Here is a 20,187-nt window from a genome sequence, read left to right on the forward strand (position 1 = left end):
CCATGGCGCACTACGAACTCTCCATGCCCGTGACCGAGGAACAGGTCCGCCGGCTGCGCGTCAACGACACCGTGACCTTGCAGCAGACCCTGTTCGGCATCCGCGACGCCACCCAGATCCACATGTTCGACCGGCAGCGCACCACGCGCTTCGACCTCGCCGGCCACGCCGTGATCCACACCGCGCCCAATGTCCGCAAGGTGCCCGCCAGCGCCGAGCACCCCGCCGGCTACCAGCCGGTGTGCATCGGCACCACCACCTCGGACCGCATGGAGCGCTTCACCCAGCCGCTGATGCGCCGGTGCGGGGTGCGCATGATCGTGGGCAAGGGCGGCATGCGCGAGGATTCGCTCGCGGCGTTCGGCGAACTGGGCGGTGCGTACCTGGCCATCATCGGCGGCACCGCCGCGCTCGAGACCACATGGGTCGAGCAGATCGAGGACGTCGATCTCGACGACCTCAACCCGGAATCGCTGTGGAAGTTCAGGATCCGTGATTTCGGGCCCCTGCTGGTGGCCATGGACAGCCACGGCCAGAGCCTCTATACCGCCGTCAGGCAGAACACCGCCGACCAGCGCGCCGCCGTGCTGGCCAGCCTTGGAGTGGCAAAGCCATGAAAATCACACGACTGCAGACCGATGTGCTGATCCTCGGTTCCGGCGGGGCGGGCCTGTTCGCCGCCCTGCACGCGCACCAGAACGCGCCGGAACTCTCGATCACCGTGGCGGTGAAGGGGCTGCTCGGCAAGTGCGGCTGCACCCGCATGGTCCAGGGCGGCTACAACGTGGCGCTGGCGCAGGGCGATTCGGTCGAGCGCCACTTCATGGACACCGTGGAAGGCAGTAAATGGCTGTCCGACCAGGAGCTGGCCTGGACGCTGGTCACCAAGGCGGTGGAGCGCATCCACGAACTCGAGAACGAACTGGGCTGCTTCTTCGACCGCAACCCCGACGGCACGGTCCACCAGAAGGCCTTCGCCGGGCAGACCTTCGACCGCACCGTGCACAAGGGCGACCTGACCGGCATCGAGATCATCAACCGGCTGGCCGAGCAGGTCTGGAGCCGCGGCATCGGCCGGCTGGAGGAGCACCGCGCGGTCGAGCTGATCAAGACCCCCGATGGCCAGGCATTGGCCGGCGTGCTGATGATCGACATGCGCAGCGGCGAGTTCGTCTTCGTGCAGGCCAAGGCGGTGCTGCTGGCCACCGGCGGCGGCCCGACCATGTACAAATTCCACACGCCATCGGGCGACAAGAGCTGCGACGGCCTGGCGATGGCGCTGCGCGCCGGGCTGCCCCTGCGCGACATGGAGATGGTGCAGTTCCACCCCACCGGGCTGCTGGCCGGCACGGACACGCGCATGACCGGCACGGTGCTCGAAGAGGGCTTGCGCGGCGCCGGCGGCTACCTGCTGAACGGGAGCAAGGAACGCTTCATGCACAACTACGATGCGCGCGGCGAGCGTGCCACGCGCGACATCGTCTCGCGCGGGATCTACGCCGAGATGCGTGCCGGCCGGACTTCGCCCAACGGCGGCGTCTATATCCAGATGGGGCATCTCGGCCCGGACAAGGTGCGCAAGCAGTTCAAGGGCATGGTGGAGCGTTGCGGCGACTGCGGCTTCGATCTCGCGGGCGACCTCGTCGAGGTGGTGCCGACCGCCCACTACATGATGGGCGGCCTGCAGTTCCGTCCCGACTGCAGCACCGAACTGCACGGCCTGTTCGCCGCCGGCGAGGATACCGGCGGCGTGCATGGCGCGAACCGGCTCGGCGGCAACGGGGTCGCCAACTCGACCGTGTTCGGCGGCATCGCCGGCGACAGCATGGCAGCCTGGACCCGCCGCAACGGGGCGCTGCGCGCGCCCGATGAAGCCGCCATCGCGGCCGCTGTCGCGGCCATGGAGGCGCCCTTCGGCCAGCGGCCGGGCAGTCTCGAACCGGTCCGCGAGGCGCTCTTCGACTGCATGTGGGACGAAGTAGGCATCATGCGCACGCGCGATGGCCTGCTGCGGGCCCGTCATCGCCTCGCGGAGCTGGAGCGCACGCTGCTGGCCACCGGCGTGGCCGACGGCCAGCGCGGGTTCAACGTCACCTGGCATGACTGGATGAACCTCAGGAGCCTGATCGGCGTTAGCCAGGCCATCGTGGAAGCCGCGCTCTCACGCGAAGACTCGCGCGGGGCGCATTTCCGCGAAGACTTCCCGGCCACCGGCGACCTGCCAGGCTCCAGCTTCACCGTGGTGCGCCAGCGCGGCGGCACGCTGCAACTGACCCGCTCACCCGTGCAGTTCACCCGCGTCGCTCCGGGGCAGACGATTCTGGAGGAGGAGGCGGCCTGAGGAAAGTCCGGAGGTGGAGGAGAGCTGAAGAAGAGATGACGGCGCTGGTCGGCAACCTCAAGGGTGGCAAACTGCGGGCTGTGGTGACCACTTCGCCGCAGCGCCTGCCGGCCCTGCCCGAGGTGCCGATGGCAAGCGAGGCCGGGCACCCCCCGGCGGCGCTCAACGTCGAAGCCCTGGTCATCATGTACGAGCAACCCGGCAAATCCCTCGATATCCAGCTCAAGCAGGAAAGCAAATGGCGAAGTCTCACCGCGGCGCAGACGCGCTCGCCGGCACGCTGGCACAGGCCGGCGTCAAGCGCATATTCACCTTGTCGGGCAATCACATCATGCCGGTCTTCGACGCCTGCCTCGACGCCGGCGTCGGGCTGCTGCACACGCGCCACGAGGCCGCCACCGTGCACATGGCCGATGCCTGGGCGCGCCTGACCGGCGAGTTCGGCGTGGCCATGGTCACCGGCGGGCCCGGCCACGCCAATGCGGTCTCCGCGCTCTACACCGCGCAGATGTCGGAGTCGCCGCTGGTGTTGCTGTCGGGCCATGCGCCGAACCGGCAGCACGGCTTCGGCGCCTTCCAGGAAATGCGCCAGGCCGAGATGGCGGCGCCGGTAGCCAAGGCAGCCTGGACCTGCGCCGGCGCGGACAGCATCGCCGCCGACATGGCGCTGGCCATGCAGATCGCGGCCTCCGGCCGGCCCGGCCCGGTGCACCTGAGCCTGCCCACCGATGCGCTGGAGGACGCCGTGCGGGAGGCCGGCGTGCCCGCCTCCATCGCCGTCCCGGCGCACGCGCCCGCGCTCGCTGCGCAGGACGCATCCGCCGTGCTGTCGGCGCTGGCGGGCGCGCGGCGCCCGCTGATCCTTGCCGGCCCGGCCTGGCTGACCGCGCGCGCACGCGTGCGCACCGCCGAGCTGGAGGCGCGCACGGGCATTCCCGTGGTCGGCATGGAGAGCCCGCGCGGCAACAACGATCCCAGCCTCGGTGCATTCGCGCAGATGCTGGCGCAGGCCGACTGCGTGCTGTTGCTGGGCAAGCGCCTCGACTTCACGCTCAGGTTCGGCGGCGCGCCCGCCTTTGCGGCCGACTGCAGCTTCCTGCAGATCGATGCTGACGAGAGCGAGCTCGCGCGCAGCCGCCGCGCCGCCGGCGACCGCCTGCGCTTCGCACGGCGCGCGGACGTCGGCAGCGCCATCGCGCAGCTCGTGGCCGGAGCAAGCGGGCCGCAGCGGCACCGCGCGTGGCTGGACGAAGTGGCGGCCGCCATCCGCTACCGGCCCGATGCATGGAACACCGCCACGGCCGCCGGGGCGCTGCACCCGGTCCAGGTATGCCGCCCGCTGCAAGCCATCCTGGATAGCCACCCGGATGCGGTGCTGGTGTCCGACGGCGGCGAGTTCGGGCAGTGGGCGCAGGCGTGCCTGCATGCGCCGCACCGCGTCATCAACGGGCCCGCGGGCGCCATCGGCGCGGGCCTGCCGATGGCGCTGGCGGCACGGCTGGCGCAGCCGGATGCGCCAGTGATCGCCATGATGGGCGACGGCACCACCGGCTTCCATGTCGCGGAGTTCGATACCGCGGTGCGCTACGGCTTGCCGTTCGTCGCCGTGGTCGGCAACGACGCGCGCTGGAATGCCGAGTACCAGATCCAGCTCAACAGCTATGGCAAGGAGCGGCTGGTCGGCTGCGAACTGCTGCCCACCCGCTACGACCAGGTGTGCGCGGCCTTCGGCGGGCACGGCGAGCTTGTGCAGGCGCCGGACCAGCTCTTGCCTGCCGTGCGGCGCGCCATCGCATCGGGCCGTCCGGCCTGCGTCAACGTGCGGATGGAAGGCGTGGCGGCGCCCGTCGTGGCGCGCCGCTGAGCGACACGGCCGCGGCGCGCCCGGCGCTCAGCCCAGCGCGCTGCGATAGACCAGGCCGAGTCCGGCCATGACGAGGACGCCCCATACCGCGTGGATGACCTTCGCCGGCGCGATGCGCCGGTGCAGCCAGCCGCCGGCGAGATAGCCGGCGATCGCGCAAGGCATCAGCACGGCCGCCAGCACGAAGATGGCGGTATTGGCGTACAGTCCCGCCGCCGCGAACATCGCCAGCCTTGCGAAAGCGGTCAGCACGATCAGCGTGCTGGTGGTGGCCCTCAGCTGCCCGGGATCGCGCAGCCGGCCGGCCAGGTAGATGGTGTAGACGGGGCCGCCGGTGCCGAACAGCGCGGTCAGCACGCCGCCGGCGAGGCCGAACGGCACCGACAGCCGCGGATCCAGTTCACTGTAGCCGCGCTTGAACAGCAGGCTCCATGCGGAGTGCAGCAGCACGAACAGGCCAAGCACCAGCAGCAGCGGGCGTTCCGGCGCATGCATCAGCAATGCCAGGCCGCACGCCATGCCGGCCAGCACGCCCGGCACCAGCCGCCGCAACTCTGCCGTATTCACCTGCCGGCGGCTGCGCAGGCCCAGCAGCGTTCCGGCGACCAGATCGAAGAACAGGATCATCGGCACGGCCGTGCGCAACGGCACGATCTGGGTCAGCAGCGGCATGGCCATGATGGAAGAGCCGAACCCGGTGAGCCCGAATATCGTATAGGCCCAAATGACGATCGGCACCAGGCAGGCAAGCTGGAACAGCGACAGGTGCGTCTGCGACAGGAGGAATTCGGTCAGCAAGATGGGCAGCCGATGGGAAGGGGACGGGGGCGGGAGGGATCCGGCGCTGCGAAGCGTGCCCCATCATATGGGTCGCTCACCCTCACGTCAACCACATCATCTATATGACATGGGTGATTGGAGAAGCCTCGCGCGGTCGCCGGGGCCGGCGCCGCGCGGGCCTCGCCGCAAGGCGTGCACAATGCCGGCTGTTGCTTCGGGCACGGGAATCGGGAAAGGAACATGGAACTTCGACAGCTACGCTATTTCGTCCAGGTGGTGGAACTGGGCAGCATGGGCCAGGCGGCGCAGAAGCTGGGCGTGGTCACCTCCGCCCTGAGCCAGCAGATCAGCCGGCTGGAGAGCGAGCTGTCCACGCGGCTGCTGCAGCGCACCTCCAGTGGCACCGTGCCCACCGACGCGGGCCTGGCCTTCTGGCGCCAGGCGCAGCTGGCCATCCGCCATGCCGATGACGCCGTGCGCGCGGCCCAGCTCGCGCGCCTGTCCGGCCATGTGAGCGTGGGCATGGCGCCCAGCACGATCGCCGTGCTCGGGCTGCCCTTCATGCTGGCCATGCGCGAGCGCTATCCCGATATCCGCCTGCACCTGGTGGAGAACCTGTCCGGCAACCTGGCCGCGATGATCGGCGCGCGCCAGCTCGACCTGGCCGTGCTGTTCCAGATCGAGGGCAGCCAGCGCTGGAGCGTGACGCCGCTGCTCGAGGAACGCCTGTTCGTGATTGCGCGCACGGGCCAGGCCGGCATGCCCGCGGGCGCGCCGGTGGAGCTCGAACAGCTCGGCGCCCTGCCGCTGATCCTGCCAAGCAGCCCGCATGGCCTGCGCGCCCTGCTCAACAAGGCCTTCGCGCGCAGCCGGCACCAGCCCAATGTGGTGGCCGAGATCGACGGCCTGGCGATGCTGATGGACGCGGTGCGCGCCGGCCTGGGCGCCACCATCCAGCCCGGCGCGGCGGTGGCGCGGCTGCTCGGCGAGCCACTCGACATGATCGAGATCGCCGACGGCGGCGGCGCCAGTGGCACGAACGGCGCGGTGTGCCGGCCCAACATGCTGGTCAGCCTGTCCGACGACGAGCTATCCCCGGCCGGGCTGGCGGCGCGCACCGTGCTGGCCAGCGTGACCCGCACGCTGGTCAGGGAAGGCCGCTGGCCCGGCGCCACCCTTCACGAATCCTGAAGACCCCTTGCCGTAACGTGACTGGCGCCGCCTCGCCGCGCTTCGTACAGTCACGCCACCATCGCGCCGCGCCGGCGCATGCCCTGCATTGGCCCGGCGCCGCGCGCACGCGCGGCAGCCGGCCCGCGCGCCGACGACAAGAACCATCCCTCCAGGAGACACCATGCAGTCCACCGCCCGCCGCGCCGCGCTCGCCGGCATCCTCGGCACCATCCTCATGTCGGCAGGCGCCGCCTCCTTCGCGGCGGACCCGTGGCCCGCCAAGCCGGTCACGCTGGTGGTGCCCTTCGCCGCCGGCGGCACCACCGACATCATCGGCCGCACCATCGGCCAGAAGCTCGGCGAGGCGCTGCGCCAGCCGGTGGTGGTCGACAACCGGCCCGGCGCCGGCGGCACGCTCGGCGCCGGCATCGTGGCGCGCGCCCAGCCGGATGGCTACACCCTGCTGCTGGCCACCGTGGCGCACACCATGGCGCCCGGCATCTACAAGACCCTGCCCTACGACTTCACCAGGGACCTGGACCCGATCGGCCTGGCCGCGCTGACCCCCAACGTGCTGCTGGTCAACCAGTCCATCCCGGCGAAGACGGTGCCCGAACTGATCGCCTACATCAAGGCGCATCCCGGCAAGGTCAACTACGGCTCCGCCGGCACCGGCAGCACCGAGCACCTGTCCGGCGAGCTGTTCCGCTCGATGACCGGCACCGATATCGCCCACGTGCCCTACAAGGGCGGCGCGCCGATGATGACCGACCTGATCGCCGGCCAGATCCAGATGGCCATCGAGACCAGCCCGTCGGCCGCGCCCCATGTGCGCAGCGGCAAGGTCAAGGCGCTCGCCGTGACGACGGCCAGGCGCTCCGGCGCCTACCCCGGCGTGCCCACGCTGGACGAGAGCGGCGTGAAGGGCTTCGAGGTCACCACCTGGTACGCCGTGATGGCCCCGCACGGCACCCCGCCGGCCGTCGAGCAGCGCATCGGCGCCGAACTGGCGAAGGTGCTGAAACTGCCGGAAGTGCAGAAGCGCTTCGAGGAACAGGGCGTGACCGCCGGCGACATGACGCCCGCGCAGCTGGCCGGCTTCATTCGTGCGGAGACGAGCAAATGGACCAAGGTGGCCAAGGAGTCCGGCGCCAGCGCGGAGTGAGATGAACGCGGTGCGTCGCGGGCGGGGGCGGGGGCCAATGCTGTCCAACGCGCTGGCGCTGAAGAAGGCGCCCGCCGCGCTGGCGAACTTCGATGCCGCCGCGATGGCACGGCAACTCGGCGCGACGGTGCGCACGCACCAGGTGGTCGGGCGCATCCGTGCGGAGGCGCATGCCGTCGAATCGCACGGCACGGCGCTGGAATACAGCCGGCTGGTGCTGGCCGTGGGCGCCGATCCGCGCCGGCCGCCGCTGCGGGGCACGGGCGCCGCCGACGTGTTGTGCATCAACGACCTGCGCGACTACGCGCGCTTCCGCCTGGCGCTGGCGAACTGCCGCTCGGTCGCCATTCTCGGCGCCGGGCTGATCGGCTGCGAATTTGCCAACGACCTGGCCTCGGCCGGCTTCGTCGTGTCGCTGATCGACCCCGCCGCCGCGCCGCTGTCGCGGCTGCTGCCGCAAGCCGCCGGCCATGTCTACGCGCGCGGCCTGCACCGGCACGGCGTGCGCATGCTGCTCGGGCGCAGCGTCAGCACCATCGAGCACGAGGGCTGGGCTACCGCCTGACGCTGGCCGACGGCGGCACGCTCGATGCGGATCTCGTGGTGTCGGCCATCGGGCTGGCACCGCGCACCGCGCTGGCGCGCGCGGCGGGCATCGACACCGGCCAGGGCATCCGCACCGACGCCTGCTGCCGCACCAGCGCGCCAGATGTGTATGCCCTGGGCGATTGCGCCGAGATCGAAGGCAAGGTGCAGCCTTATGTGCTGCCGATCACGCACGCCGCGCGCGCGCTCGCGCGCACGCTGTGCGGCGAGCCGACGCCGGTGGTGTTCCCGGTGATGCCGGTCAGCGTGAAGACGCCCGCGGTGCCCGCCGTGGTGGCAGCGCCCCCGCCGGGCAGCGGCGACTGGCTGGTCGAACAGGCCGCCGGCCCGGTGGACGAATCACTGCGCGCGCTCTGCACCGATGCCGCGAGCGGCCAGCTCGTCGGCTTTTCGCTGCTGGGGAGCGCGGTGCAGGAACGGGCGGCCCTGACCAGGCGCATGGAGGCACGGAACTGAGCTGCCGGCATGCGCGGCGCATCGTCCGAAGGCTGTCAAGTCCGCGGTGCCGGGATCGGGTCTTTCCTGCCAGGCACGCACACCTGTGCAACCAGGCCCGCCAGGCATCGGGCGCCAGGCTGACGGCGCGCCGCCTGCTGGCGGCCGCCGCGCCGCCGTCCGGCGCGAGTGAGGCGGCGGCGCGACGGCCCGCACGATAAAGCCATGCCGTGCGGCGAAACACCTCTATACTGGATGAAATGCTGCACCACAGCATTTCCCGGCCCGCGTGGCCATCCAAACGGAGGCAGGCATGTCACTCTGCGATCTATGCATCACGCAAGTGGACCGACCCGGCCATTTCCCGCCACACCCCCGGCTGGCCAAGGTCACCATGCTGCGCGAAGCCATGCGCGGCACGGGCTTTGTCTACCGCTGCGAGGCGTGCGGGCAGACCCTCGTGTTGTCCGCCGCGAACGAAGACGCGCCGGACCGCTGGACGCTGCTCGATAGTCCGCAGCGCTGAGCCGGGCCAGCCACCGGCGCGCGTGCAGGCGCCCCGTGCCCGCACGCGCGCTGCGCTCAGCCGCGCAGCGCGCGCCGCAGGATCTTGCCCGACCCGGTCTTGGGCAGGTCGTCCACGAACGCCACCAGCCTTGGCACCTTGTAGGCGGCGAGCCGCGTGCGGCAAAACGCCAGCAAGGCCTCTTCCGTGACGACGTGCCCGCGGGCGGGAACGATGAATGCCTTGGCCAGCTCGCCCTTCAACGCGTCGGCCACACCGACCACCGCCGCCATCGCCACGGCGGGATGCTCGCACAGCACACTTTCGAGTTCGGCCGGATAGATATTGAAGCCACCGGTGATGATCATGTCCTTGAGGCGGTCGACCACGAAGATATAGCCGTCGCTGTCCATGTACGCGAGGTCGCCGGTATGCAGGAAACCCTCGGCGTCGATGGCCTGCGCCGTGGCATCCGGGCGGTTGAGATAGCCGTCCATCGTCAGCGGCCCCTTGAGCACCAGTTCGCCCACTTCATGCGGCGGCAGGACGGTGCCGGCGGCATCGGCGCGCACGATGCGCGCCTGCATGAAGGGCAGCGGGATGCCGATCGAGCCGAGCCGCCGCGGGCCGAGCAGGCAATGGGTGGTGCCCAGGCCGCCCAGCTCGGTCATTCCCCACAGCTCAAGCAGTGGTGCGCCGAAGCGCGCCTGCACTTGCTCCATCTTCGCCACCGGCATGGTCTGGCCGCCCACCGTGCAGCGCGTGAGCGAACTGATGTCGTAGTCGCCGAACTGCGGATAGTCCAGCAGGTACATGTACATCGTCGGCACGCCTTCGAAGAGGGTGGCGCGATGCGTGGCGATACTCTGCAGCACCACTTCCGGCCTGAACACGGCGTGCAGCACGAGCGTCATGCCATACGCCATCGCGCAGTTCATGACGATGTTGCCGTACACGTGCGACAAGGGCAGCGCGCTGACCACGGTATCCGCCTCGGTTCGCCCGTGCATGGTCGCGGTCATGGCGGTGTTCATCAGGATCGACCGGTGCGAGAGCACGGCGCCCTTGGGCTTGCCGGTGGTGCCCGAGGTGTAGCCGATCGTGCTGATCTCGCCGAGGCGGTCCTGGTCCAGGCGCAGGCCCGGGTCGGGCGGCGTGCCGGTCCAGTCGGCGAACGCTTCCATGCCTGCCGTGGTGCCCTGCAGCGAGACCAGTGCCGGGCAGGCCTCGCCCAGCGCCTCGCGCAGCGCCAGCAGCTTGTCGCCTTCCCCGAACACCACCGACGCGCCGCAGTCGCCCACCGCGTAGGCCGCCTCCGGCGCTGTCAGCATCAGGTTGAGCGGGTTGGCGATGCAGCCCGCCTTGAGGATGCCGTAGTAGGCCACGATCCATTGCGCGCAGTTGGGCGCGTAGAGCGAGATCGTGGTGCCATGGCCATGTCCGCGTTGCAGCAGGCGGGTGGCCACGCCGGACGACAGGCGGTCCAGTTCGGCAAAGGAATAGCGTTGCCCGTCGGCCACCAGCGCCGTCTTGTCGCCGAAGCGCGCGGCAGCCTGCGCGATCAGCGCGCCGAGTGAAGTCTCCATCATCGTCTCCGGTTGGCCGCGCGCGCGAATTCCCGCAGAATATGCGGCGGAACGCTTCGCGTCATGCCATGGCTGGCATTGCGCGCGTCTTCGATGGTTGCCACTCTAGGCATGGGCGCGGCGCAAGTCTGTCCCGTGCGCAACAATCCGCGGCAATCCCGCGCCGGAGCCGGCCGACACACAAGCCAACCCCGCAAGCCATGGACACGATCGACCAGTTGCTACTCACCGCGCCGTGGTTCGGGGCGCTCGACCCCGGGCTGCAAGCGCAGGTGCGCGCCGGAACCAGCCTGCGAGTGGTAGCGCCGGACGGCTACGTGTGCCGGCGCGGCGAGCCGAGCCATTGCTGGTTCGGCGTGGTGGACGGGCTGGTCAAGGTGTGCAATACGTCGAGCGAAGGCCGGCTGATGACGTTCGCCGGCATTCCGGCCGGCGCCTGGTTCGGCGAGGGCACGGTCATCAAGGCCGAAGCCTGGCACTACGACGCCGTCGCGCTGCGCACCTCGCGCGTGGCGTGCCTGCCCGCCGCGCTGTTCTTCAAGCTGCTTGACTGCAGCATCCCCTTCAACCGCTTCCTGCTCGAACACGTCAACGAACGGCTCGGCCAACTGATGGCCATGGTCGAGAACGACCGCCTTACCGAGCCCGTCCTGCGCGTCGCCAACTGCCTGCTGGCGATGTTCAATCCGCGCCTCTATCCCCTGGGCAAGGCCGAGATACCGCTGACGCAGGAAGAGATCGGCTATCTGTCCGGCGTCACGCGGCAAAAGGTCAATCTTGCCGTGCGCCGGATGGAGACGCATGGCCTGCTGGCGATCACCTACGGCCGCGTCACGGTGATCGATCTGCCCGGGCTGCGTGCCTTTGCCGCGCAGGCGGCCTGACCGGCGCCCGGCGACGCCTTCCGGGAAGGGCGGTCAGCCGAAGGTGAAGACGAAGGCCTGGACACCCGGGTCGAGGAAGCGGATCTCGAAGGTGCGTTCAGCGACCTCGCCCGACTGGCGCACGAGCTGGTAGAGGCGCGTCTGGGTGACGGTGCCGTTGCCCGCCGCGTCGATATCGGCACCGTGGCTTTCTGCCGGCGCCTTGCCGTCCACCTTCACCTGGAAGCGCACCGGCTTGCCGTCGGCGCCCGCGCCAAGGACCAGATGGAGATCGCGCGCGCGGAACCGGTAGGTGATGCCGCCATTCGCCCGGTTCAGCGTCGCCTGCTCGGCGCCCACCGTCCAGTTCCCGTCCAGCCCCCAGCGATTGAGGCGCGGAGCGCCGATGGTGTAGTTCCGCGCGACATCGCTCGTCAGTCCTTCGGGCGAGGCAAAGTTCGACGCCTGCTGATAGCCGATGTAGGTCTCGGCCGAGCGCACGTTGTCGAGGTCGGGTGCGGCCTGCGCACCCGTGGCGTCCGGCGTCACGGCAGGTGTCGCGGCCTTCGCGGCGCCCGCTTCGGCAAGCAAGTCCTGGATGACCTTCTCGGCCTTGTCGTAGTCGCCCTCGCCGAACTGGTGATAGCGGATCCGCCCCTTGGCATCGACGAAGTAGATGGCCGGCCAGTAGTGATTGTCGAATGCACGCCAGATCTTGAAGTCGCTGTCCACCGCGACGGGATAGCCGATACGGAAGCCATCGATCGCCTTGCGGATGTTTCCGGCGTTTCGTTCGAAGGCGAACTCGGGCGTGTGCACGCCGATCACGGTAAGGCCCTGGTCCTTGTACTTTTCCGCCCAGGCCCGCAGGTAGGGGATGGTGCGAATGCAGTTGATGCACGAGTAGGTCCAGAAATCGACCAGCACGACCCTGCCGCGCAGTTGCTCGCTCGTCAGCGGCGGCGAATTAAGCCACCCCACTGCGCCATCGAGCGACGGCAACGATCCCTCGACCGGCAAGCCGCTGCGAAACGCGGGGCGCGCGTCGGCGGCGACCCGCATGATGCCGTCGCGCACGCGCGCGGCCGTCCTGGTCGACGGCGGCTTTGCGTGCGCGGGGAAGGTATCGAGAAGCGCCTGCTCGAACCTGGCCGTGCCGGCGTTCGAAAACCGCGCAAGCAGCCCGGTATCCGCACCCAGCCCGATGGCTGCGACACCGCACAGGACCGCCGCGCCGAGGCCCCGGCGCACCCATTCGCCGGCACCCAGCGATTGCTTCATGGCGGTGAAGACCCGGCCGCCGATCAGCAGCGCAACCGCGAGCGACGTTGCCGCGCCCGCCGCATAGGCCACAAGCAGCAGCGTGGTCTTTGCGTTGGCGCCGTGCAGCGCCGCGCCGGTCAGCACCAGGCCGAGGATCGGCCCCGCGCAGGGCGCCCAGAGCAGGCCGGTGGCAATGCCGACCAGCAAGGCAGCGCCGGAGGTCGGCGCCTGCGACGTCCCGCCCGTCGATTTCATCAAGCGGTTGGCCAGCGCGACGACCGGCTGCGTCAGCGCGCCGGCAAGCCGTGGCGAGAGCAGCGTGACACCGGACACGGCCAGCAGCGCGAGCGCGGCGTAGCGTCCGTATTCGTTGGCCTGCACCACCCAGCCGCCGCCGACCGACGCCAGGGTGGCGACGAGGGCAAAGGTCATGGCCATGCCGGCGAGCATCGGCAGCGTGCTGCGCACGAAGGGCTGCTGCGCGCGCGCAAAGACGAACGGCAGCACCGGCAGGATGCACGGGCTGAGTATCGTCAGCACACCCCCGAGATAGGCAACGGCCAGAAGCGTAATCATGATCGTCCTTTTTGCGTGAATGCTGGGAGGCGCGGCTGTATCCCGGCCATGCATGTATGAAACACCACCGACATATCCCCGATGTATCGGGATCGGCCGCACGCGTATGGAAGTGTGCGCGGCGCCCCGGCAGATACATTGCGATACAAAGAGAAGCGCTTACAATCCCCGGAAACAGTCCGCGTTGACGCATTTCCCGGGCCGCTGCCAATCCGTATCCAATCCACGTCGAAGGTGCTTACGATGGACCCTCATATCGATCACATCCTGATCGTCGATGACGATCGCGAAATCCGGGAACTGGTCTCGACCTATCTCACCAAGAACGGGCTGCGCGTCACCGTCGCACCCGACGGCCGGCACATGCGGGCTTTCCTGGAGGCCAACACCGTCGATCTCATCGTGCTCGACCTGATGCTGCCCGGCGACGACGGCCTGGTCCTGTGTCGCGAACTGCGTGCCGGCAAGCACAAGGCGACTCCGGTGCTGATGCTGACGGCGCGCAGCGACGAGACCGATCGCATCGTCGGCCTGGAGATGGGCGCCGACGACTATCTGGCCAAGCCGTTCGCTGCGCGCGAGCTGCTGGCCCGCATCAAGGCCGTGCTGCGCCGCACCCGCATGCTGCCGCCGAACCTCCAGGTGAGCGAGGCCGGCCAGCTGCTGAGCTTCGGCACCTGGCAGCTCGACACCTCCGGCCGGCACCTGATCGACCAGGAAGGCACGGAGGTGGCGCTCAGCGGCGCCGAATACCGCCTGCTGCGCGTATTCGTCGATCATCCGCAGCGCGTGCTCAACCGGGACCAGCTCCTGAATCTCACGCAGGGGCGCGAAGCGGAACTGTTCGAGCGGTCCATCGACCTGCTGGTCAGCCGGCTGCGCCAGCGCCTTTGCGACGATGCGCGGGAGCCGGCCTACATCAAGACCGTGCGCAACGAGGGCTACGTCTTTTCCATGCCGGTCGAGATCACCGAGATCCGCCGATGAACGCCATCCCCGTGCCCCGGCGGTTCCTGCCCTGGCCCCGCACGCTGGCATCGCGGTTGTTCCTCATCCTTCTCGGCGGCCTGACGATTGCCTATGGCCTGTCCTTCGGCGTGGTGTTCCTGGAGCGCTACGTCACGGCCAGGGCGATGATGCTCGGCACGCTCGAGACCGACGTGGCGACCTCGATCGCCATTCTGGACCGCCTGCCGGCCAACGAGCGGGCAGACTGGCTGTCGCGGCTCAACCGCGGAACGTATCGATATGTGCTGGGCCCGGGCTTGCCCGGCGTCCCCGACCTCACCAGCCGGGGGGCCGACATTGCCGCGCGGATCCAGGACGCCGGCGGCCAGCGCTTTCCCGTCAAGGTCGAATCCATACCGGGCGACGGCAAGCGCCTGCAGGCCCACCTGACCCTGAGCGACGGCAATCCCCTGACGATCGACGTGCACCCCGCCGCCATGCCGCTGGCACAGTGGCTGCCCTATGTCCTGATCACGCAGCTCATTCTTCTGGTGCTTTGCTGCTGGTTCGCGGTGCGGCTGGCGATACGCCCGCTGGCGGACCTCGCCAATGCCGCCAATGCGCTCAACCCGAACAAGCAGGCACCGCGGCTGAGCGAAACGGGGCCAAGCGAAGTGGCGCATGCCGCCACGGCCTTCAACGCCATGCGGGACCGCATCGCCCACTATGTCGAGGAGCGGGTCCAGATCCTGGCGGCGATCTCGCATGACCTCCAGACCCCGATCACGCGCATGAAGCTGCGCGCCGAAATGGCGGAGGACTCCGTCGAAAAGGACAAGCTGGTTCAGGACCTGGCCGAGATCCAGCGACTCGTCCAGGAAGGCCTGGCCTATGCGCGCAGTACGCATGGCGATACCGAGAAGCCGTCCCGCATCGACATCGGGTCCTTCATGGAGAGCCTCGCCTACGACTACCAGGACACCGGCAAGGCCGTGACCATGGCGCAGAAGCTCGACGGCACCATCCTGACGCGTCCCCACGCCCTGCGCCGCATCCTCACCAATCTCATCGACAACGCCTTGAAGTTCGGCGGCTCCGCGGAGCTCTGCGCGCAGACAGATGCGCAAGGCTCGGTCATCATCAAGGTGATGGATCGCGGGCGCGGCATTCCCGAGGCGCAACTCGAGGCCGTCATGCAGCCCTTCTTCCGCCTGGAACAGTCGCGCAGCCGCGAGACCGGCGGGACCGGGCTCGGACTGGCCATCGCGCACCAGCTTGCGCTTGCGATCGGCGGCTCGCTCAAGCTGAGCAACCGCGAAGGCGGCGGGCTCTGCGCGGAAATCACCATCCCTTGCGCAACGCCTTGACCCGCGGCGCCGGGCCTCGCTGAAATGCCCGCGCCTGATCAGTACCGGTCGACTTCGACGACTGCCTCGGCGAAGGCCTGGGGCGCCTCTTGCGGCAGGTTGTGCCCGATGCCCTTGATGATCCGGTGCGTCCGTTTGCCGGTGAACATCTTCGCGTAGGCGGTACCGTCCGTAGCCGGCGCGACGCCGTCCGAATCGCCGTCCAGGGTGATCGTGGGCACGCCAATGGCGGGACCCGCCGCGAGCCGCTTTTCCAGCTCGTCGTATTGCGGATCGCCCTCGGCCAGGCTCAGCCGCCAGCGGTAGTTGTGGATCACGATGCTGATGTAGTCCGGGTTGTCGAAGGACGACGCGGCGCGATTGAACGTGGCATCGTCGAAATCCCACTTCGGCGAGTTGACCTTCCAGATGAGCTTGGCGAAGTCCTTGCGGTTTGCCTCGTAGCCGGCCTTGCCGCGCTCGGTGGCGAAGTAGAACTGGTACCACCATCCCCATTCGGCCTTCGGCGGCAGCGGCACCTTGTTGCGTTCGCGGTTGTTGATCAGGTAGCCGTTCACCGAGACCATGGCCTTGCAGCGCTCCGGCCAGAGCGCCGCGATGATGTTGGCCGTGCGCGCGCCCCAGTCATAGCCAGCGAGGATCGCGCGCTGGATCCCGAGGGCATCCATCAGGGCGATGATATCGAGCGCGACCACCGCCTGCTGGGCATTGCGCTGCGTCTGGGCGGAGAGGAAGCGCGTGGTGCCGTGCCCGCGCAGATGCGGCACGATCACCCGGTAGCCCGCCGATGCCAGCATGGGCGCCACGTCGACGAAGCTGTGGATGTCATAGGGCCAGCCGTGCAGGAGGATGACCACGGGGCCGTCGGCGGGGCCCGCTTCCGCGTAGCCGACATTCAGGACGCCGGCATCGATCTGCTTCAAGGCGCCGAACGATGTATTCGTACCCGGCTTGATGGCGGGCAGGCTTGCCGGTGCTGCCTTGCCGGCCTGCGCCCGGGCGGAGCCGGCCAGGCCGAACTGGGCGGCGGCGATAGTCATGGCCGCAGTCCCGAAGATGCGGCGGCGAAGGTGGTTGATTTCATCCGACATTCTCTCTCTCCCAATGGATTGCACTCGGACCGCAGAATAGGCATGCCGTGTATCCGGCATATTTCCGCGGCCCGGCGCGATTGCATGCGCATGTAGCTTTTGCGCCTCCGGATACATGGCGCTACAAAGGCCCAAGCCGACGGCACCGGCCGCTCATTGCGCGGCGCGCTCCTGCTTGCGCTCCGACAGCAGGCGCTCGATGGTCGCCTCCGTTTCCTTGTAGTTTCCTTCGCCGAAGTGCTGGTAGACGATCTTGCCGCTGGCGTCGATCAGGTAGAGGGCGGGCCAGTACTGGTTGCCGTACGCGCCCCAGGTTGCGTACGCGTTGTCCTGCGCGACCGGGTACTTGATGCCGAAGCGCTTGAGCGCGTCCTGTACGTTCGCGGTCGATCTTTCGGACGCGAACTCGGGCGTGTGCACGCCCACCACCACCAGCCCCTGGTCACGGTATTTTTCGTGCCACTGCTTGACGTACGGCAGCGTGTGAATGCAGTTGATGCAGCTGTAGGTCCAGAAGTCGACCAGCACGACCTTGCCGCGCAGCGAGGAAATGGACAGCGGCTCCGAGTTCAGCCATCGCTCGATGCCGGTGAACTCCGGCGCCATCCCGTGGCTGGCAGGCGCCGGGGTCGCCGTGTTGGCGTAGGTCGCGGCGAGCAGGGTGGCTGCGCCGAGAAGGGTGACTGCTGCGATACAGGCGCGGATTGCGTGGCGCATGGTTCAGGCTCCAGGGTTGGATGGGAAAATCGCCCGGTCTGCGAGGCAATGCATATCTGCCGGCACCGGCCGCCTGCATGGAAGCGGTAGACGCATTTCAACGCCCGCGCGTATCCCGCCTGTTTCGAAAACCGCCTGATTTGAAAAGTATCTTGTCTGGCGGCGGCCTGGATACACAGCGATACAAGGGGCCGCGCGACCCCACACATAATTGCCTCACCGCGCAAAAGCGCGCCTTCGCAACCTGTGAGGAGGACCATCGAATGACGCGTCCGTTGCTTGTCGTCGCCATGATCTTGTCCGCGTTCGTGTATGAGCTGCGCGGCTCCGTGACCTGCCGCTGGGGGCCTGCGAATCCGCCTGCCGTGCGGACCGTCGGCGCCCCCCGGCGCAAGACGCACTCCAGATGACCGGCCCCCCAACCTGCCCATGGAATGCGTAAATGATCCAGCCTGACCATATCCTCATCGTTGACGACGACCGCGAGATCCGTGAACTGGTCGCCACCTACCTGGAGCGCGGCGGGATGCGGGTCACCCTGGCTGAGAACGGCCTCCAGATGCGCTCGGCGCTCGAAACCGGCGCGGTGGACCTCGTCGTGCTGGACCTGATGCTTCCCGGCGAAGACGGGCTGACGCTATGCCGCGACCTGCGCGCCAGCGATCGCAGGAACATGCCGGTCTTGATGCTGACTGCCCGCAACGAGGAAACCGACCGCATCCTGGGCCTCGAGATGGGCGCCGACGACTACGTGGTGAAGCCGTTTGCGGCGCGCGAGTTGCTGGCCCGGATACGTTCGGTGCTGCGGCGCACGCGCATGCTGCCGCCCAACCTGCAGGTCACCGAAGCCGCTACCGTGCTGGCCTTCGGTACCTGGCGGCTGGACACGACCGCGCGGCACCTGCTCGACGAGAACGATGTCGTCGTTGCCCTCAGCGGCGCGGAGTACCGGCTGTTGCGCACCTTCCTGGATCATCCGCAGCGGGTGCTGAACCGCGACCAGTTGCTCAACCTCACGCAGGGCCGCGACGCCGAGCTGTTCGAGCGCTCCATCGACCTGATGGTAAGCCGGCTGCGCCAGCGCCTGCGCGACGACGCGCGCGAGCCCCGCTATATCAAGACAGTGCGCAACGAAGGCTATGTATTCGCCGCGACGGTGGCAATCCACGAGGAGCGCACATGAGCTTTGCCACCCACGCCTTGCGCATATGGCCGCGCACCTTGTTTGCACGCCTGATGGTCATCCTCGTGATCGGTCTCACGCTTGCGCAAGGGCTTTCCTTCGGGCTTGTCGTGATGGAGCGCAGGGAAGCCGCCGACAGGCTGATGCTGGACAACCTCGAACTCGACGTGGCGGGATCCGTCGCGGTCCTCGACCGGCTGCCGGCGGCGGAACGGCCGGCCTGGCTGGACCGCCTGCGGCGAGCGGCATATAGCTACAGGCTCGATCACGGAACGCCCGGCATGCCATTGCATTCGTCGGAATCGGCGCGGGCAGCCACGACCATCGCACAGGCGCTGGCGGGGCGCTACGAAGTGCAGGCAAACGCGCTGCCGGGCAAGCGCGAGCATCTCCAGGTGCACTTGCGGCTGAGCGACGGCAGCCCGCTCACCATCGATATCCTGCCGGCCCGCATGACGGTGTCGACATGGCTTCCGGTGCTGCTGTGCATCCAGCTCGCCCTGCTGGCGGGATGTGCGTGGATCGCCGTGCGCCTGGTCACGCGTCCGCTCAAGCAGCTGGCGAAAGCCGCCGAGATGCTGGGACCGGACCTGAAGGCCGAGCGGATCCCGGAACGCGGACCCGCCGAGATCGTGCACGCCGCCACAGCCTTCAACGCCATGCAGCAGCGGATCGCCGGATACCTCGCCGAGCGCATCGAGATTCTCGCGGCGATCTCCCATGACCTGCAGACCCCCATCACGCGCATGCGGCTGCGGCTGGACCTGATGGACGAATCCGAGACGCTGGGCAAGCTGCGCAGCGACCTGCGCGCGATGGAGCATCTGGTGCGCGAAGGCATCACTTACGCGCGCACGCTGCATGGCAGCGCGGAGACGCCGGTTCGCGTCGATGCCGACGCGCTGCTCGACAGCCTGGCGGGAGACTACCTGGACGGCGGGCATGCGATTGCCATTGACGGCAAGGTATGCGCGCCGATCGTGACGCGGCCGCAGGCGCTGCGGCGCATCCTGACGAACCTCGTCGACAACGCTCTGAAGTTCGGCGGCGACGTCGCCGTCTGCGTGTCACGGGAGGCCGACGGGCGCCTTGCCATCGCCGTTCGCGACCGCGGGCCAGGTATCCCCGAGTCCGAACTGGAGCGGGTGATGCAGCCGTTCTATCGCCTCGAGATGTCGCGCAACAGGGGAACCGGCGGCACCGGGCTGGGCCTGGCGATCGCGCAGCAACTGGCGCAGGCCCTCGGCGGCGGGCTGGTGCTTTCCAACCGCGAAGGCGGAGGTCTCCAGGCCAAGCTCACCCTGGCCGTCTAGCGGCCGGTTCCGCCCGGCGCCGGCGCCGGGCTCACCGCCTTGCCTCCTTTGCCCCGATCGTGGCCGTGGGCGTAACCGTGTGGAAGCACGGCTACGGTTGCGGCCCGCCATTCCTGGCGCGTCCTGCGTCGCCCCCCTCCCCCCGCCAGCCTGCCTTTTCGCCGCCTTCGTCACATGCCGCAGCCGCGGCCGACGACTTTGTATTCGCTTGTATCGGCTGCTCGACACGATACGTGTGATCACAGATGTGCTCCTGCACGGATACGGGCCAGATACTTCGGTCGCCTTAAATGCATCTCATGGCGCGGCGGGAACGACAAACCCCGGAAAAACCCGGACAACCCAGCGGCGGCAGCAACACAAGCCCCGGACCAGGACTGGTCCACGGACCCTGAATACAGCCTAGGAGTC

General features: G+C 68.7%; 18 protein-coding genes. 13 read left to right on the forward strand and 5 right to left on the reverse strand.

Annotation, left to right across the window (positions count from 1 at the left end):
- Window positions 1-2 precede the first annotated feature (2 nt).
- The 3 genes from AC1DKV_RS08325 (at window position 3) to AC1DKV_RS08335 (ending at window position 4,205) form a co-directional block, all read left to right on the forward strand.
- Window positions 3-617, forward strand: coding sequence for a fumarate hydratase C-terminal domain-containing protein (locus AC1DKV_RS08325; RefSeq protein WP_441613670.1), 615 nt, complete (start codon window positions 3-5; stop codon window positions 615-617).
- Window positions 614-2,341, forward strand: a complete 1,728-nt coding sequence (locus AC1DKV_RS08330; RefSeq protein WP_441613671.1) for an L-aspartate oxidase — start codon at window positions 614-616, stop codon at window positions 2,339-2,341. Before AC1DKV_RS08325 ends, AC1DKV_RS08330 begins: the two co-directional genes overlap by 4 nt.
- A gap of 238 nt (window positions 2,342-2,579) precedes the next feature.
- On the forward strand, window positions 2,580-4,205 hold the full coding sequence (locus AC1DKV_RS08335; protein ID WP_441613672.1) for a thiamine pyrophosphate-binding protein: 1,626 nt from the start codon (window positions 2,580-2,582) through the stop codon (window positions 4,203-4,205).
- Between the two features lie 27 nt (window positions 4,206-4,232).
- On the opposite strand, the gene AC1DKV_RS08340 is transcribed toward AC1DKV_RS08335, so the two are convergent.
- Window positions 4,233-5,003 carry a sulfite exporter TauE/SafE family protein gene (locus AC1DKV_RS08340; RefSeq protein ID WP_441613673.1) on the reverse strand — a complete coding sequence of 257 codons (771 nt, stop codon included), beginning with the start codon at window positions 5,001-5,003 and terminating at the stop codon, window positions 4,233-4,235.
- A 222-nt stretch (window positions 5,004-5,225) separates the two neighbouring features.
- Here AC1DKV_RS08340 and AC1DKV_RS08345 point away from each other — a divergent pair, with 222 nt between their 5' ends.
- The 5 genes from AC1DKV_RS08345 to AC1DKV_RS08365 all read left to right on the forward strand — a co-directional run bounded on the left by AC1DKV_RS08345 (window position 5,226) and on the right by AC1DKV_RS08365 (window position 8,890).
- Window positions 5,226-6,176: a LysR family transcriptional regulator gene (locus AC1DKV_RS08345; protein WP_441613674.1), complete on the forward strand. Its 951-nt coding sequence runs from the start codon at window positions 5,226-5,228 to the stop codon at window positions 6,174-6,176.
- 163 nt (window positions 6,177-6,339) lie between these two features.
- Window positions 6,340-7,323: a Bug family tripartite tricarboxylate transporter substrate binding protein gene (locus AC1DKV_RS08350; protein ID WP_441613675.1), complete on the forward strand. Its 984-nt coding sequence runs from the start codon at window positions 6,340-6,342 to the stop codon at window positions 7,321-7,323.
- A gap of 37 nt (window positions 7,324-7,360) precedes the next feature.
- On the forward strand, window positions 7,361-7,888 hold the full coding sequence (locus AC1DKV_RS08355; RefSeq protein ID WP_441643142.1) for an FAD-dependent oxidoreductase: 528 nt from the start codon (window positions 7,361-7,363) through the stop codon (window positions 7,886-7,888).
- 38 nt (window positions 7,889-7,926) lie between these two features.
- The gene (locus AC1DKV_RS08360; RefSeq protein WP_441613677.1) at window positions 7,927-8,385 is read left to right on the forward strand and encodes an FAD-dependent oxidoreductase; all 459 of its coding nucleotides are present in this window, start codon (window positions 7,927-7,929) and stop codon (window positions 8,383-8,385) included.
- Between the two features lie 292 nt (window positions 8,386-8,677).
- A complete protein-coding gene (locus tag AC1DKV_RS08365) occupies window positions 8,678-8,890 on the forward strand; it encodes a hypothetical protein (protein ID WP_441613678.1) in 213 nt (70 codons plus the stop codon).
- A 56-nt stretch (window positions 8,891-8,946) separates the two neighbouring features.
- Here AC1DKV_RS08365 and AC1DKV_RS08370 read toward each other — a convergent pair whose 3' ends face one another.
- Window positions 8,947-10,458: a class I adenylate-forming enzyme family protein gene (locus AC1DKV_RS08370; protein WP_441613679.1), complete on the reverse strand. Its 1,512-nt coding sequence runs from the start codon at window positions 10,456-10,458 to the stop codon at window positions 8,947-8,949.
- A gap of 197 nt (window positions 10,459-10,655) precedes the next feature.
- On the opposite strand from AC1DKV_RS08370, the gene AC1DKV_RS08375 reads away from it, so the two are divergent.
- Window positions 10,656-11,339, forward strand: coding sequence for a Crp/Fnr family transcriptional regulator (locus tag AC1DKV_RS08375; RefSeq protein WP_441613680.1), 684 nt, complete (start codon window positions 10,656-10,658; stop codon window positions 11,337-11,339).
- Between the two features lie 33 nt (window positions 11,340-11,372).
- Here AC1DKV_RS08375 and AC1DKV_RS08380 read toward each other — a convergent pair whose 3' ends face one another.
- Window positions 11,373-13,154 carry a cytochrome c biogenesis protein DipZ gene (locus tag AC1DKV_RS08380; protein ID WP_441613822.1) on the reverse strand — a complete coding sequence of 594 codons (1,782 nt, stop codon included), beginning with the start codon at window positions 13,152-13,154 and terminating at the stop codon, window positions 11,373-11,375.
- Between the two features lie 246 nt (window positions 13,155-13,400).
- Between AC1DKV_RS08380 and AC1DKV_RS08385 the strand changes: the two genes are divergently transcribed.
- Together AC1DKV_RS08385 and AC1DKV_RS08390 are read left to right on the forward strand one after the other, a co-directional pair.
- Window positions 13,401-14,144 carry a response regulator gene (locus tag AC1DKV_RS08385; RefSeq protein ID WP_441613681.1) on the forward strand — a complete coding sequence of 248 codons (744 nt, stop codon included), beginning with the start codon at window positions 13,401-13,403 and terminating at the stop codon, window positions 14,142-14,144.
- Entirely contained in the window at window positions 14,141-15,472 is a 1,332-nt protein-coding gene (locus AC1DKV_RS08390; protein WP_441613682.1) for a sensor histidine kinase, read from the forward strand. The genes AC1DKV_RS08385 and AC1DKV_RS08390 overlap by 4 nt, the downstream gene beginning before the upstream one ends.
- 38 nt (window positions 15,473-15,510) lie before the next feature.
- Here AC1DKV_RS08390 and AC1DKV_RS08395 read toward each other — a convergent pair whose 3' ends face one another.
- Together AC1DKV_RS08395 and AC1DKV_RS08400 are read right to left on the reverse strand one after the other, a co-directional pair.
- Window positions 15,511-16,563 carry an alpha/beta fold hydrolase gene (locus AC1DKV_RS08395; protein WP_441613683.1) on the reverse strand — a complete coding sequence of 351 codons (1,053 nt, stop codon included), beginning with the start codon at window positions 16,561-16,563 and terminating at the stop codon, window positions 15,511-15,513.
- A 153-nt stretch (window positions 16,564-16,716) separates the two neighbouring features.
- Window positions 16,717-17,280 carry a thioredoxin family protein gene (locus tag AC1DKV_RS08400; RefSeq protein WP_441613684.1) on the reverse strand — a complete coding sequence of 188 codons (564 nt, stop codon included), beginning with the start codon at window positions 17,278-17,280 and terminating at the stop codon, window positions 16,717-16,719.
- Between the two features lie 442 nt (window positions 17,281-17,722).
- On the opposite strand from AC1DKV_RS08400, the gene AC1DKV_RS08405 reads away from it, so the two are divergent.
- Window positions 17,723-18,463, forward strand: coding sequence for a response regulator (locus AC1DKV_RS08405; RefSeq protein ID WP_441613685.1), 741 nt, complete (start codon window positions 17,723-17,725; stop codon window positions 18,461-18,463).
- Window positions 18,460-19,776 carry an ATP-binding protein gene (locus AC1DKV_RS08410; protein ID WP_441613686.1) on the forward strand — a complete coding sequence of 439 codons (1,317 nt, stop codon included), beginning with the start codon at window positions 18,460-18,462 and terminating at the stop codon, window positions 19,774-19,776. The genes AC1DKV_RS08405 and AC1DKV_RS08410 overlap by 4 nt, the downstream gene beginning before the upstream one ends.
- Window positions 19,777-20,187: the final 411 nt, after the last annotated feature.

It is taken from the genome of Cupriavidus sp. 05T41 (assembly GCF_056396525.1).

Bases quoted from the DNA above. Each gene is read 5' to 3' on its own strand.
- AC1DKV_RS08325 (WP_441613670.1), top strand. From the start codon at position 3: ATGGCGCACTACGAACTCTCCATGCCCGTGACCGAGGAACAGGTCCGC.
- AC1DKV_RS08345 (WP_441613674.1), top strand. From the start codon at position 5,226: ATGGAACTTCGACAGCTACGCTATTTCGTCCAGGTGGTGGAACTGGGC.
- AC1DKV_RS08375 (WP_441613680.1), top strand. From the start codon at position 10,656: ATGGACACGATCGACCAGTTGCTACTCACCGCGCCGTGGTTCGGGGCG.
- AC1DKV_RS08390 (WP_441613682.1), top strand. From the start codon at position 14,141: ATGAACGCCATCCCCGTGCCCCGGCGGTTCCTGCCCTGGCCCCGCACG.
- AC1DKV_RS08365 (WP_441613678.1), top strand. From the start codon at position 8,678: ATGTCACTCTGCGATCTATGCATCACGCAAGTGGACCGACCCGGCCAT.
- AC1DKV_RS08410 (WP_441613686.1), top strand. From the start codon at position 18,460: ATGAGCTTTGCCACCCACGCCTTGCGCATATGGCCGCGCACCTTGTTT.
- AC1DKV_RS08400 (WP_441613684.1), bottom strand. From the start codon at position 17,280: ATGCGCCACGCAATCCGCGCCTGTATCGCAGCAGTCACCCTTCTCGGC.
- AC1DKV_RS08350 (WP_441613675.1), top strand. From the start codon at position 6,340: ATGCAGTCCACCGCCCGCCGCGCCGCGCTCGCCGGCATCCTCGGCACC.
- AC1DKV_RS08395 (WP_441613683.1), bottom strand. From the start codon at position 16,563: ATGTCGGATGAAATCAACCACCTTCGCCGCCGCATCTTCGGGACTGCG.
- AC1DKV_RS08370 (WP_441613679.1), bottom strand. From the start codon at position 10,458: ATGATGGAGACTTCACTCGGCGCGCTGATCGCGCAGGCTGCCGCGCGC.
- AC1DKV_RS08355 (WP_441643142.1), top strand. From the start codon at position 7,361: ATGCTGTCCAACGCGCTGGCGCTGAAGAAGGCGCCCGCCGCGCTGGCG.
- AC1DKV_RS08405 (WP_441613685.1), top strand. From the start codon at position 17,723: ATGATCCAGCCTGACCATATCCTCATCGTTGACGACGACCGCGAGATC.
- AC1DKV_RS08335 (WP_441613672.1), top strand. From the start codon at position 2,580: ATGGCGAAGTCTCACCGCGGCGCAGACGCGCTCGCCGGCACGCTGGCA.
- AC1DKV_RS08330 (WP_441613671.1), top strand. From the start codon at position 614: ATGAAAATCACACGACTGCAGACCGATGTGCTGATCCTCGGTTCCGGC.
- AC1DKV_RS08385 (WP_441613681.1), top strand. From the start codon at position 13,401: ATGGACCCTCATATCGATCACATCCTGATCGTCGATGACGATCGCGAA.